Origin of the sequence: Mycolicibacterium iranicum (assembly GCF_014190915.1) — a bacterium.
Lineage (GTDB): Bacteria > Actinomycetota > Actinomycetes > Mycobacteriales > Mycobacteriaceae > Mycobacterium > Mycobacterium iranicum_B.
This window is the reverse complement of the sequence record NZ_JACHVU010000025.1, coordinates 1-13,260: the sequence shown is the minus strand read 5'-3', so window position 1 is coordinate 13,260 and position 13,260 is coordinate 1. Positions and strand designations below refer to the sequence as shown.

The following is a 13,260-nucleotide window of genomic DNA, read 5'->3' as shown; positions in this document are numbered from 1 at the left end:
GTTGCATACCTACAATCACCACCGGCAACACTCAGCGATCGGGAAGGTCCCACCCATCACAAGGTTGACCAACCTGCCTGGGCAGTACACCTAGCGCACTAGGCCTGCGTGCCTTCGATGCCCACGGTGCCCTCGACCTCGCGCTTGAGGTTTCCGAGTACCTCGGCCTGGATCTTGCGCAGGCCGATCGGGGCGAACGTCTTCTCGAAGAATCCGCCGACGCCGCCGGCGCCCTGCCACGACGTCTTCACGGTCACCGACGATCCCGGACCCGCGGGGGCGACGGTCCAGTTGGTCACCATCGACGAGTTGGCGTCCTTCTCGATCACGGTGCGCCCTGCGACATCGACGGTGGCCTTCACGTCGCGCGAACGCGATTTCGTGGCCTGCAGCTTCCACTCGGCGACGGTGCCAGCGCCCTGCCCGCCCTCGAGCACGCGGTAGCCGCTGTAGTGCTGCGAGAGGATCTTGGGCCGCATCGCCTGGTAGTCGGCGACGGCCCCGAGCACCGTCGCGGGATCGGCGTCGATCAGGACCGTGCTGGACGCGCTGACCTGTCCCATCAGTCAAAACTCCTTGTCAAGAGGGGGTCACGGTAGCCTTGGAGGAGCCTGTAGACGGCCCACCGCGGTCGCATCCGCTGCTACCTCGGACTAGCGTATATGTGTGTCTGTGGCCGGGACTGACGCACGTTCTCTTCACGCCGATGGCGTGCGGCGGCTTCTCGACAGCTATCGGGCGATCCCCGACGGGGCCACCGTCCGCCTCGCCAAGCGCACCTCGAACCTGTTCCGCACGCGGGCCACGTCCACCGCCAGGGGGCTCGACACTTCGGGTCTGACCGACGTGATCGCCGTCGATCCGGACGCAGCCACCGCCGACGTCGCGGGCATGTGCACCTACGAGGACCTGGTCGCCGCCACGCTGCCGCACGGGCTCTCACCGCTGGTGGTGCCGCAGCTCAAGACGATCACGCTCGGCGGTGCCGTCACGGGTCTGGGTATCGAATCGGCGTCGTTCCGCAACGGACTGCCCCACGAGTCGGTGCTGGAAATGGACATCCTCACCGGCACCGGCGAGGTCGTGCGGGCCGCCCCGGACGAGAACGCCGATCTGTTCCGGGCCTTTCCCAATTCGTATGGGACGCTCGGGTATTCGGTTCGGCTGAAGATCGAGCTGGAGCCGGTGAAACCCTTCGTCGCGCTCCGGCATGTGCGCTTCCACTCGCTGGCGGACCTCATCGAGACCATGAACCGGATCATCGACACCGGCGAGTACGACGGCGATCGCGTCGACTACCTCGACGGTGTCGTGTTCAGCGCCGACGAGAGCTATCTGTGCCTGGGCGCGCAGACCGCGACACCCGGGCCCGTCAGCGACTACACCGGGCGCGACATCTACTACAGGTCCATCCAGCACGACGGAGCGGACACGCACGACCGTCTGACCATCCATGACTACCTGTGGCGCTGGGACACCGACTGGTTCTGGTGCTCACGGGCTTTCGGCGCGCAGAACCCGCGCGTCCGGCGCTGGTGGCCGCGCAGTCACCGGCGCAGCAGCTTCTACTGGAAGCTCATCGGCTACGACCAACGGTTCGACATCGCCGACCGGATCGAGAAGCGCAACGGCAGACCGCCCCGGGAGCGGGTCGTCCAGGACGTCGAGGTGCCGATCGAGCGGACGGTCGAATTCCTGCAGTGGTTCCTCGACACGGTTCCGATCGAACCGATTTGGTTGTGCCCGTTGCAGTTGCGCGATGAGCGCAGCTGGTCGCTGTATCCGATCCGGCCGCACCACACCTACGTCAACGTCGGATTCTGGTCCTCGGTGCCCGTCGGACCCGAGGAGGGACACACCAACCGGATGATCGAGCACAAGGTCAGCGAACTCGACGGGCATAAATCCCTCTACTCCGATGCTTTCTACTCTGCGGAGGAGTTTGATGCCTTGTACGGCGGGGAGACCTACAGGACCGTGAAGAAGACCTACGACCCAGATTCCCGTTTTCTCGACCTCTATGCGAAGGCGGTGCGGCGGCAGTGACGACATTTCGCGAGCGTACGGACGGACCTGCCCAGGACCCGGAGCGCAAGCTCACCCTGGCCGAGGTTCTCGAGATCTTCGCCGCGGGACGGAAGTCCCTGAAGTTCACCGCGTATGACGGAAGCAGCTCCGGTCCCGACGACGCCACCCTCGGCCTGAATCTGCTCACCCCACGCGGGACGACCTATCTGGCCACCGCCCCGGGAGATCTGGGTCTGGCGCGGGCTTACGTCTCGGGCGACCTGGAGATGCACGGTGTGCATCCGGGCGACCCGTACCCGCTGCTGACAGCCCTGGTCGAAAAGCTGGATTTCAAGCGCCCGTCGGCCCGGGTGCTGGCCAACGTCGTGCGATCGATCGGCATCGAACGCCTCCTGCCGATCGCCCCACCCCCGCAGGAAGCGCTTCCGCGCTGGCGCCGGATCGCAGAGGGATTGCGGCACAGCAAGTCTCGTGACGCCGATGCCATTCAGCACCACTACGACGTGTCGAACACCTTCTACGAGTGGGTGCTCGGTCCGTCGATGACCTACACCTGTGCGTGCTACCCCCACCCCGACGCCACGCTGGAAGAGGCGCAGGACAACAAGTACCGGCTGGTGTTCGAGAAGCTGCGGCTCACGCCGGGCGACCGGCTTCTCGACGTCGGATGCGGGTGGGGCGGGATGGTGCGTTACGCGGCACGCCACGGGGTGAAGGCTCTCGGTGTCACGCTGTCTCGACAGCAGGCCGAGTGGGCGCAGGCCGCGATCGAGCGCGAGGGCCTGCAGGACCTGGCCGAGGTACGCCACAGCGACTACCGCGATGTCCGCGAAACCCAGTTCGACGCCGTGTCTTCCATCGGCCTCACCGAGCACATCGGGGTGGCCAACTACCCGTCGTACTTCCGCTTCCTGCAGTCGAAGCTCCGTACCGGTGGCCTGTTGCTCAACCACAGCATCACCCGCCACGACAACAAGGCCGGCGCCGCGGCGGGCGGGTTCATCGACCGCTACGTGTTCCCCGACGGGGAACTCACCGGCTCCGGACGCATCATCACCGAGATGCAGGACACAGGGCTCGAAGTGGTCCACGAGGAGAATCTGCGGCACCACTATGCGATGACGCTGCGGGACTGGTGTGCCAACCTCGTCGAGCACTGGGACGACGCCGTGGCCGAGGTCGGTCTGGCGACAGCCAAGGTGTGGGGTCTGTACATGGCCGGCTCGCGAGTCGGTTTCGAGCAGAACGCCATTCAGCTGCACCAGGTGCTCGCCGTCAAGCTCGACGGGCGCGGCGGGGACGGCGGCCTTCCGCTGCGGCCCTGGTGGGACGCCTGACGCCACGCCTCACCCGGCGAGGTTTGCGAACATGTCGACCACGCTGTGTGGTGCGTCCGCGCCGAAGAAGCGCCGCAGGTTCTCGGCGCTCTGCGCGGCGACCGGCGCGCTCCGGTCGTACAGCGCCCGTTCGTACGTGGTGAGCGCACGCTCGACATCCGCAACGCCGGCAGCCAGCTCGGTGGCCAGTGCGGCGGCCAGTTCGGTGGCGTCGCAGAGTGCCAGGTTGGCGCCCTCGCCGGCGAACGGCGACATCAGGTGCGCGGCGTCGCCGAGCAACGTCAGCCCGGGTAAGTGATTCCACCGATGTCCCACCGGCAGTGCGTAAATGGGACGCACGACGGGATCCGTCAGGTTCTCGGAGATGAGAGCCACCAGGTGCGGCGCCCAGTCCCGGAACCGGTCGACCACCGCCGATACCGACACCGCCGGCGCCGACGCCGTCAGCGCCGCGTATCCGCCGAGCGTGCCATCGGCGTTGTGATGCACCATGATCGCCTGCCCCGGCTCGACCGCCATGAGGGTGCCGCGGCCGATGAGGTCTGCCTCCTGCGCGGAAAGTGTTCGGCCGCAGGGTGATCGGAGTTCAACGAAACAGATTCCCGAGTACTCGGGATCGACGCCGGAGACTGCGCGCCTGACCGTCGACCACGCTCCGTCGGCACCGACCGTCAGACCCGGGGTGATCGACGAGCCGTCCTCGAAGAGCACCTCGTGTCGTCCCTCTTTACCGCGCCGGACCACGACGGCCCCGCTGCCCCAGCGGATTGCGCCCGGCGGCAGCGAATCCAGGAGTAAGGACCGCAGCTCGCCACGATCGACTTCGGGCCGGGCTCCTCCGCGACTGCCCGACCGGTCGAACAGGACGTCACCGTGCCGGTCGACGATCCGCTTCGCATCCTCGCCGGGACGGATCAGGGCGAGAAACGCGTCGTGCACACCGATCTCACGCAACGCGTCCCGCCCGGTGCGGTGGATGTCGAGCAGGCCGCCCTGCCTGCGGGATCCTGGTGCGGCGTCGGCCTCGTAGACCGTCGAGGGCACGCCGTGGCGGTGCAGGGCACAGGCGAGCGCCAGGCCCCCCAGTCCGCCACCGATGATGGCAATGGATGTCGGCATTCGGCACTCCTGCGGTCGCGGCAGCCCGACGAGTTCGGACTGACTGGGCGACGCTGAGCGACCGGCCTGAGAGCGGGCCTCCGTGTATTCCGCCGCCTCGCACCAGGGCGAGCGCTGCGGTTTTGCGCGACGGCGCCAACCTACCCGGCACCGGACCGCGATTCCACCCCGGCACCCCGGCCCGGCCGTCGATGCCGGGCCGCCGAGCCACGCGTCGGCGCCCTAGCCGTCGATGCGCCGTGCGCCCAATTCGCTCTGCAGCAGTTCCAGCGCTGCTTCCTCGGGGTCCTTGCGTGGACCTGTCGGCTCGGAGTTCACCGCCTCGGCGAGCATGCTCTCTTCGTCGTCCTCTTCAGGCGGCGGCGGTGGAGGCGGCTCCGGCTCGGGACGCAGGTCGACGGGAGCCGACCGTCTCACTTGCACTGCGGGTTTCGCCGCTCGCGGCGGCGGGGCCTGGGTGGGCGCGGCCGCGGACCCGATCTCGCAGCGGATGTTCCAGTTCACCCCGAGTGCATCCTTGAGCGCCTCGCGGATGACGTCGGCGTTGCGCTGCTCGGTCAGCCGTTTCGCCAACGGCGCCGACTCGTGGCTGAGCACCAGCGTGTTGTCCTCGACGGCTCGGACGATGGCACCGGCGAGCATCACCTCGGTGGTTCGGCTGCGTTCGCGAACCTTCTCCCGCACCGTGGTCCACATACTGCGCACGGCCGCCGCATTCGGCTCGCCGGTCGCGACGGAGGCGGCCGGGGTTGCCGCCGGGGCTTCGACCGCCGGGGCCGCGGGCGGCGGCAGCGGAGGTGGCGATTCCCGTTCGCGCTCAACGACGTCGGGCTCCTGCGCTGCGGGTTCCGGGGCCGCCGGCACCGTGGCGCTCGGGGCCGTGGCGCTCGGGGCAGCGGGTGCCGGGGCTTCGGGCTCCGGAGCCGGCGGGGCGGCGCGTTCGGGCTGTGCAGCAGGCGCCGGGGGTGTCGCTGGTGCGGCTGCCGGGGGCGGTGCGGCCGCCGGGGGTGCTGGCGCGGGTTGGCCGGCGGCGGGCTCCGGCGACGGATCAGGCGCCGCAGCGGGCGCCGCCTCGCTCCTGCGGACGAACTGTTTGCGCGGGGCCGACGACGGCCCGGTGCTGATCTCATCGCTGGCCGGGATCGACAGGTCGAGTCGCATCTCGATGCGCTCCACCCGCTGCAGCAGCGCGGCCTCGGTGTCGCTCGCCGAGGGCAGCAGCAGTCGCGCGCAGACGACCTCGAGCAGCAATCGCGGCGCTGTGGCGCCGCGCATCTCACCGAGGCCGGCATGGACCACCTCGGCGTACCGCGTCAGCGTGGCGGTGCCGAGCCGGGACGCCTGATCCCGCATCCGCTCCAGCACGTCCTCCGGACCGTCGACCACCCCTCGCGCCACGGCGTCGGGAACGGCCTGCAGCACGATCAGATCCCGGAACCGCTCGAGGAGGTCGGTCGCGAACCGGCGCGGGTCGTGTCCGGCGTCGATCACGCCCTCGATCGCGCCGAACAGCGCTGCGGAGTCACCGGCGGCGAGCGCGTCGATCGCGTCGTCGATCAGGGCGACGTCCGTGGCGCCCAGCAGGGACAGTGCGCGCTGGTAGGCGACGTGGCTCGACCCGGCGGCATTCGGTTGAGCCCCCGCGAGCAGCTGGTCCAGCACGGACAGGGTGTCGCGCGGTGAGCCACCGCCGGCACGGATCACCAGCGGGTACACCGCGTCGTCGACGTCGACGCTCTCGGACGCCACGATCTTCTCGATCAGCGTCCGCATCGTGCGCGGGGCCAGCAGTCGGAACGGATAGTGGTGGGTCCGCGACCGAATGGTGGGCAGCACCTTCTCGGGTTCGGTGGTCGCGAACACGAAGATCAGGTGGTCCGGTGGCTCCTCGACGATCTTGAGCAGTGCGTTGAAGCCCGCCGTCGTGACCATGTGCGCCTCGTCGACGATGAAGATCCGGTAGCGCGACTGGGCGGGCGCGTAGAACGCGCGGTCGCGGAGCTCACGGGTGTCGTCGACGCCACCGTGGCTGGCCGCGTCGAGTTCGACCACGTCGACGTTGCCGGGCCCGTTGGGGGCGAGCGCCACGCACGAATCGCAGACCCCACAGGGGGTGGCCGTGGGCCCTTCGGAACAGTTCAGCGACCGGGCGAGGATGCGCGCCGACGAGGTCTTACCGCAGCCGCGCGGGCCCGAGAACAGGTACGCGTGGTTGATGCGGCCGGAGTTCAGCGCCGTCGACAGCGGCTCGGTGACATGCTCCTGACCGACGACTTCGGCGAACGACGCAGGCCGGTACTTGCGGTAGAGAGCCACGGAAGCAGGCTACCCAGACCGTCCGACTACTTCGCGGCCGACGGTGCCAGCAGATGCTCGGTGGCCGAGAGCAGCGCGCACGTCGCGAGACCGTCGATGGCCGCGCGCAGATCCGAGATCGCCGGGAACGTCGGAGCGATGCGAATGTTCTTGTCCTCGGGATCTTTTCGGTACGGGAACGAGGCGCCGGCCTCGGTCACCGCGATGCCCGCGTCCTTGGCCAGCGCCACCGTCCGCTTGGCCGTCCCGGGCAGCACGTCGAGGCTGATGAAATAGCCGCCCTTGGGTTCGGTCCAGGACGCGATCTTCGACTCGCCGAGGCGGTCTTCGAGGATCTCCAGCGCCAGCGCGAATTTCGGGGCCAGGACCTGCTGGTGGCGCTGCATGTGCAGACGCACACCGTCGGCGTCACCGAAGAACCGGGCGTGCCTGAGCTGGTTGACCTTGTCGGGGCCGATCGACCGCTTGCCCGCGTGCTGCAGGAACCACGCGATGTTGCCCAGCGAACCGCCGAAGAAGCTCACGCCGGCCCCGGCGAAGGTGATCTTCGACGTCGACGCGAAGACCAGGGGGCGGTTCGCGTGGTTCGCCGCCGCCGCGAGGCCGAGGATGTCCACCTGCCTGACGAAGTCATGCGTCAGGGTGTGCACGGCGTACGCGTTGTCCCACATGATGCGGAAATCGGTTGCAGCCGTCTCCATCTGGACAAGCCGACGCACGGTCTCCCAGGAGTAGGTGGTCCCGGTGGGGTTCGCGTACACCGGCACGCACCACATGCCCTTGATGGCCGGGTCCGCGGCGACGAGCTCCTCGATCAGGTCGACGTCCGGGCCGTCGTCGAGCAGCGGCACCGTGATCATCTCGATGCCGAGGCTCTCGGTGATCGCGAAATGCCGGTCGTAGCCGGGCGACGGGCACAGGAACTTCACGCCGGTACCGTCGCGCAGGTCGTCGATCCAGGGCCGCGGCGAATCGACACCGCCGTGCAGCAGCGAGTACACGATCGCGTCGTGCATGAACTCCAGGCTGGCGTTGTTGCCCGCGATCAGGTTCGGCACCGGGATGCCGAGCAACTCGGAGAAGATCGCCCTCAGCTCCGGCAGGCCGTGCAGCCCGCCGTAGTTGCGGGTGTCGGTCCCCTCGGCGTCGCGGAAGGCGTCGGGCGCGGCGCCGGGCAGCTCCAGCAGCCCGTTCGACAGGTCCAGCTGTTCGGTGCACGGCTTGCCGCGGGTGAGATCGAGCCGGAGGCCCTTGGCCTGCAGCTCGCTGTAGTTGCGCTGCTGCAGTTCGTGCTGAGCGCGCAGGTCGTCGTTGCCCAGCGAATGAAACGACACCGCTCGCCTCTCACCGTGTGGTCGCCGAAAACGTAAGGGGACCCCGCGCACCCGCCAGAGCCCATTGACCCTTGCTGCCTTCCGGCCCTGGGGGAGTTCACAGGATGGACGCCGCGCGGGGTCCACGGCGAGTGTAATACCCCGGAGGTCGCAGACCACCAGTGAGGAGCTTGGGCGAGGATTTGGGGGTCGACCAGGAAGGTCGGCTACCATGACCGGCGGAGGATTCGCCTAGTGGCCTATGGCGCTCGCCTGGAACGCGGGTTGGGTTAATAGCCCTCAGGGGTTCAAATCCCCTATCCTCCGCACTCGCCCGGGGTGCGATCAGCTGACGACTCGCATGGTCGCACCTCGGGCAACACGATCGAGGAGGACTATGGGCCGCACCGTTGCGGTGATCTGGCACGCATCGTTCTCCGTCGCCGCCGGCGTCCTCTATTTCTTCTTCGTGCTGCCACGGACGTTCGAACTGCTCGGCGACACCTCACACACTCTGGGCACCGCACTGCGCATCGTGACGGGCGCTCTGATCGGCCTGGCCGCGCTTCCTGTGGTGTTCACCCTGCTGCGCACCCGAAGGCCGGAGTTCGGCACCCCGAAGCTGGCCCTCACCCTGCGTACGGCATCGATCGCGTTGCACATCCTCGCGGCGGCGCTGATCATCGGCGCTGCGATCAGCGAGATCTGGCTGACGCTGGACTCGGCCGGGCAGTGGCTCTTCGGCATCTACGGAGCTGCCGCGGCCATCGCACTCCTGGGTATCTCGGCCTTCTACCTGGCGTTCGTGGCCGAGCTGCCTCCGCCGCCGCCGAAACCGCTGAAGGTCAAGCAGCGCGTGAACCGCAGGAGCCGGAAACGCGCGGCAGCCGCGGACGAGGCCGCCGATGAGGCGGACGGGACGGATGCGGCTGACGAGACGGATGCGGCTGACGAGGTTGTGATGTCAGAAGCCGACGACGCCGAAGCCGATTCCGGCGCTGACGACGGGGTAAAGGCCGAGGGTGAATCCAGCACGACACCTGACCCCGCATCGGATCCCGAGTCCGAGCCGGCCCCCGGGACCTCTGACACCTCTGACGCCTCCGAGGCCGACGACACTGGCGACGGAAAACTGCGGAATCGCCGTCCTGCCGGCAAGGGAAGCGTGCTCGGACGGCGTAAGCGCAGCCGCGGCGGCGTGGCCGTCGAAGACTGACCGACACGCATCACGTCGACAGCAGGCGACGTCGCGGCCACTATTGATGGGTATGGGCCTTCTTCGCCGTCATCGAACGCTGCTGATCGCGCTGGCTGCGATCCTCGCCTTGGTCGCACCGGTCGCGCCGGCCGTGGCAGCCCCCGGCGATCCCGTCGCCGCTGCCTCGCAGGTCGAACCCGCGGTGGTGCGCATCGACACCGCCGTCGACTACCAGGGTGTCATCGGACTGGGCACTGGCTTCGTGATCGACCCCGGCGGCCAGGTGTTGACGAATTTCCACGTCTTGCAGGGGGCCGATCGCATCACCGGCACCGTGGGCGGGCGTCAGTACCCGGGCCAGATCGTCGGCTACGACCGTAAGCGCGACATCGCGGTCATCCAGCTACTCGGTGCGGGCGGACTGCCCTCTGCTCCGATCGGCGACACGAACGTCCTGGCGCCCGGCGAGCCCGTCGTCGCCCTCGGCAACGCGATGGGGTCCGATGCACCACTGACCCAGGAGGTCGGGACGCTGACCGCCTTCGGGCGCACCGTCGAGGCCGAGGACGCGCTCACGGGCACGACCGACGAGCTCAACGGTCTCTTCGAGTTCGCGGCGCCGGTGCGGGCCGGTGATTCCGGCGGGCCGGTCGTCAATTCCCGCGGCGAGGTCGTCGGCGTGACCACCGCGGCTTCGGTGAACTTCCGGATGGGCCCCGGCGGCAAGGGCTTCGCCATTCCCATCAACGACGCGATCGGGATCGCCGGCCAGATCCGCGCCGGCATCCGCTCCGACAGTGTCCACATCGGGCCGCCTGTCCTTCTCGGCGTCGGCGTGCGCACCGCGCCGCGGGACGTGCCGGGTGTGCTGATCCAGGAGGTCATGGTCGGCGGTCCGGCGGAGCGGGTCGGCCTGCGCGCCGGGGACACCATCGTCTCGCTGGACGGGGTGTCGCTGGACTCGGCGAACACCCTCACCTCGGTTCTGGACCGCCACTACGCGGGCGACGTCCTCGACCTGACCTGGATCGACCGCGCCGGCCAGACCCGTACGGGCAGCGCAGTGCTGACCCCGGACGTCTGATTTGGCGTAAACGCGCCGGGCGACCGACAGCCGAACCCTATGCTGAGCGAGTGCCCAACAATGCGCCCTACCGGGTCGTCCAGTGGACGACGGGAAACGTCGGCAAGTCCTCGGTCACCGCGATAGCGGCCAACCCCACCCTCGAACTGATCGGCTGTTACGCCTGGTCGGACGACAAGGTCGGTCGCGACGTCGGTGAACTCGTGGGCATCGAGCCGCAGGGTGTCTCCGCCACCAACGACGTCGATGCGCTGCTCGCCCTCAAACCCGACGTCGTGGTCTACAACCCGATGTGGATCGACGTCGACGAACTGGTGCGCATCCTCGAAGCCGGCGTCAACGTCGTCGCCTCGGCGTCCTTCATCACCGGTCGCAACCTCGGTGCGGGACGGGACAAACTCGCCGACGCCTGTGAGCGCGGCGGGTCGACGCTGTTCGGTTCCGGCGTGAGCCCCGGCTTCGCCGAGCTGCTGGCGATCGTGGCGGGCACCGCCTGCGATCGCATCGACAAGATCACCATCGCCGAGTCCGCCGACACCACTCTCTACGACTCCCCCGACACCGAGCGGCCCACCGGATTCGACATGGCCATTGACGACCCGGCCCTGCAGCCGATGGCGGAGAAGGGCACGGCGGTGTTCGCCGAGGCTGTGCAGCTGGTCGCCGACGCGCTCGACATCGAACTCGACGAGATCGTCTGCGTGTCCGAGTACGCGCAGACCACCGAGGACCTTCCGATGGCGTCGTGGACCATCAAGGCCGGACACGTCGCCGGCGTCTTCGCCAGCTGGCAGGGGATCGTGAACGGCAGGACCGTGATCGACATCAACGTCCGGTGGAAGAAGGGCCAGACGCTCGAGCCCGACTGGCAGCTCGACGGTGACGGCTGGAAGATCACGATCGACGGACGGCCGACGGTCAACATGCAGGTCGGCTTCCTGCCGCCCCAGGACATGATCGAGAACGCCAAGACCCTCGAAGACTTCTTCGTCCTAGGCCACATCATGACCGCCATGCCGCCGATCCACGCGATTCCCGCGGTCGTCGCTGCGGCGCCGGGCATAGCGACCTACAACGATCTGCCGCTGCCCCTGCCGCGTGGGGTGGTTCCCACCGCCTAACCTGACCCCGTGAGCGCTCGCGGGTGGATGCTGTTCTGCGCCATGAGCATCATCTGGGGAATCCCGTACCTGCTCATCAAGGTTGCGGTGGAGGGCCTTTCGGTCCCAGTCCTGGTGTTCGCGCGCACTGCGATCGGCGCGCTCGTGCTGATCCCGCTCACACTTCGCCGCTCGGCGTGGGCGCCGGTGCGCAGGCACTGGAAACCGGTCGCGGTGTTCGCCTTCTTCGAGATCATCGCGGCGTGGCTGCTGCTCTCCGATGCCGAACAACAATTTTCGAGTTCGTTGACCGGGCTGCTCATCGCGGGCGCCCCCATCGTGGCCGCGCTGCTCGACAGGCTCACCGGCGGCAGGCAACCGCTGACAGCCAAGAGGGTGGCCGGGCTCGCCGTCGGACTGGGTGGCGTCGCCGTACTGGCCGGCCCGGAGCTGACGGGCGGCAGCGCGTGGCCGGTCACGCAGGTGCTGCTCGTGGCGGTCTGCTACGCCATCGCCCCGCTGGTGGCCGCGCGCTACCTTGCGGACGTGCCGACGATGCCCATGACGGCGGCCTGCCTGGCCTTCGCCGCGCTCGTGTACGCGGGTCCCGCCGCGGCGACATGGCCCGACGCGGTCCCCTCGGTCCGGGTGATCGTCGCGACGGCCCTGCTGGGCGTGGTGTGCACCGCGGCGGCGTTCATCGTGTTCTTCGCTCTCATCCGCGAGGTCGGCGCGCCACGGGCGCTGGTCTTCACCTATGTCAACCCGGCCGTTGCGCTCGCCGCCGGCGTGCTGGTGCTCAGCGAACCGGTGACGCCATGGCACCTCGTCGGGTTGGCGCTGATCCTCACCGGGTCGGTCCTGTCGACGAGACGTCAGGAAAATGCGTTGAGTTGACGCCCTCCTCTGAGGTGCCATGGACGGCATGTCCGAGACCTGGCCGCTGTTCGACCTCGTCGTGTCGAGCCCGCGGGTGACGCTGCGATACGTCACCGACGAATTCGCCGAGCGCGCCGCCGGTCTGGCCGCCGACGGCATCCACGACCCGGCGACGATGCCGTTCTCCGAGCCCTGGACCGACGTCGACCCGCCGGAGCTGCAACGCAATTCGATGCGGTACTTCTGGCGGTGCCGGGCGGAAACCAGCCCCGCTCACTGGGATCTCAACCTCGCGGTACACGAACGAGGAGGCGATCTCGTCGGCGTCTGCACCGTGCACGCCCAGCAGTTCCCGACCACGCGCACGGCGACCACGGGGTCCTGGCTCGGCCGGCGCCATCAGGGTCGCGGGCTCGGACGGGAGATGCGGCACGCGGCCCTGCACCTGATCTTCGAGGGCTTGTCCGGCGAGCACGCCACCACCCGCGCGTGGCACGACAACATCCCGTCACTCGGGGTGACCCGTTCCCTGCCCTACACCGAAGGGCGCGCCACCCAGGAGATGCGGCGCGACCGCACGGACACCATGCTGTCGTTCTCGATGACGCGGGCACAGTGGGAACCAGTGCGCCGCAACGACATCGATATCCAGGGGCTGGCAGCCGTGCGGGCTTTTCTCGAACTATGACGGCCGGTACGGCTCGTACCAGCGCCAGTGGGCGCGTTCGCCGGTGGGTCCGCGGTAGGGGGTGACCGCTGGTGGTGGCGTGGTGGGTGGGCGGGCCAGCGCGCCCGGCGGTAGGGGGTCGCCGTCGCTGTCGGTGACGGTCAGGCGGTGCGCGGGTCCGGTGAGGGTGATCAGGCCGCGGTGATGAGCGCGATGATG

At 68.7% G+C, this 13,260-nt stretch carries 11 protein-coding genes, 1 tRNA gene, 1 other RNA gene and 1 pseudogene; 8 read left to right on the top strand and 6 right to left on the bottom strand.

Features of this window, described 5'->3' with window-relative positions:
- Positions 1-98: 98 nt before the first annotated feature.
- Positions 99-563 (bottom strand): SRPBCC family protein, encoded by a 465-nt coding sequence (locus FHR72_RS26325; RefSeq protein WP_183474560.1) that lies wholly within the window; start codon positions 561-563, stop codon positions 99-101.
- A 103-nt stretch (positions 564-666) separates the two neighbouring features.
- Here FHR72_RS26325 and FHR72_RS26320 point away from each other — a divergent pair, with 103 nt between their 5' ends.
- Both FHR72_RS26320 and FHR72_RS26315 read left to right on the top strand, forming a co-directional pair.
- Positions 667-2,046 (top strand): FAD-binding oxidoreductase, encoded by a 1,380-nt coding sequence (locus FHR72_RS26320; protein WP_183474558.1) that lies wholly within the window; start codon positions 667-669, stop codon positions 2,044-2,046.
- A complete protein-coding gene (locus FHR72_RS26315) occupies positions 2,043-3,365 on the top strand; it encodes a class I SAM-dependent methyltransferase (protein WP_183474556.1) in 1,323 nt (440 codons plus the stop codon). The genes FHR72_RS26320 and FHR72_RS26315 overlap by 4 nt, the downstream gene beginning before the upstream one ends.
- A 9-nt stretch (positions 3,366-3,374) precedes the next feature.
- Here FHR72_RS26315 and FHR72_RS26310 read toward each other — a convergent pair whose 3' ends face one another.
- The 4 genes from FHR72_RS26310 to ffs form a co-directional block, all read right to left on the bottom strand.
- A complete protein-coding gene (locus FHR72_RS26310; RefSeq protein ID WP_183474554.1) occupies positions 3,375-4,484 on the bottom strand; it encodes an FAD-dependent oxidoreductase in 1,110 nt (369 codons plus the stop codon).
- Positions 4,485-4,706: 222 nt separating this feature from the next.
- On the bottom strand, positions 4,707-6,800 hold the full coding sequence (locus tag FHR72_RS26305) for a DNA polymerase III subunits gamma/tau (protein ID WP_183474552.1): 2,094 nt from the start codon (positions 6,798-6,800) through the stop codon (positions 4,707-4,709).
- A 26-nt stretch (positions 6,801-6,826) separates the two neighbouring features.
- Positions 6,827-8,134, bottom strand: coding sequence for an aspartate aminotransferase type Ic (locus FHR72_RS26300; RefSeq protein WP_183474550.1), 1,308 nt, complete (start codon positions 8,132-8,134; stop codon positions 6,827-6,829).
- A 32-nt stretch (positions 8,135-8,166) separates the two neighbouring features.
- An RNA gene (gene ffs / locus FHR72_RS26295) (signal recognition particle sRNA small type) lies at positions 8,167-8,261 on the bottom strand.
- Between the two features lie 93 nt (positions 8,262-8,354).
- Here ffs and FHR72_RS26290 point away from each other — a divergent pair.
- From FHR72_RS26290 to FHR72_RS26265, 6 genes are all read left to right on the top strand, one after another.
- A tRNA-Ser gene (locus FHR72_RS26290) sits at positions 8,355-8,440 on the top strand.
- Positions 8,441-8,510: 70 nt separating this feature from the next.
- Positions 8,511-9,329 carry a lipid uptake coordinator LucA gene (gene lucA / locus FHR72_RS26285; protein WP_183474548.1) on the top strand — a complete coding sequence of 273 codons (819 nt, stop codon included), beginning with the start codon at positions 8,511-8,513 and terminating at the stop codon, positions 9,327-9,329.
- A gap of 52 nt (positions 9,330-9,381) precedes the next feature.
- Positions 9,382-10,395 carry a S1C family serine protease gene (locus FHR72_RS26280; protein ID WP_183474546.1) on the top strand — a complete coding sequence of 338 codons (1,014 nt, stop codon included), beginning with the start codon at positions 9,382-9,384 and terminating at the stop codon, positions 10,393-10,395.
- A gap of 50 nt (positions 10,396-10,445) precedes the next feature.
- Positions 10,446-11,516, top strand: a complete 1,071-nt coding sequence (locus FHR72_RS26275) for an NAD(P)H-dependent amine dehydrogenase family protein (protein WP_183474544.1) — start codon at positions 10,446-10,448, stop codon at positions 11,514-11,516.
- 9 nt (positions 11,517-11,525) lie between these two features.
- Complete coding sequence (locus FHR72_RS26270) at positions 11,526-12,392, top strand: DMT family transporter (protein ID WP_183474542.1); 867 nt, start codon at positions 11,526-11,528, stop codon at positions 12,390-12,392.
- 28 nt (positions 12,393-12,420) lie between these two features.
- Positions 12,421-13,062, top strand: coding sequence for a GNAT family N-acetyltransferase (locus tag FHR72_RS26265; RefSeq protein ID WP_183474541.1), 642 nt, complete (start codon positions 12,421-12,423; stop codon positions 13,060-13,062).
- Here the strand turns inward: FHR72_RS26265 and FHR72_RS26260 are convergent.
- Positions 13,057-13,260 (bottom strand): annotated as a pseudogene (locus FHR72_RS26260) (HNH endonuclease); the annotation flags it as partial. The gene FHR72_RS26265 and the pseudogene FHR72_RS26260 sit on opposite strands and share 6 nt — an antisense overlap.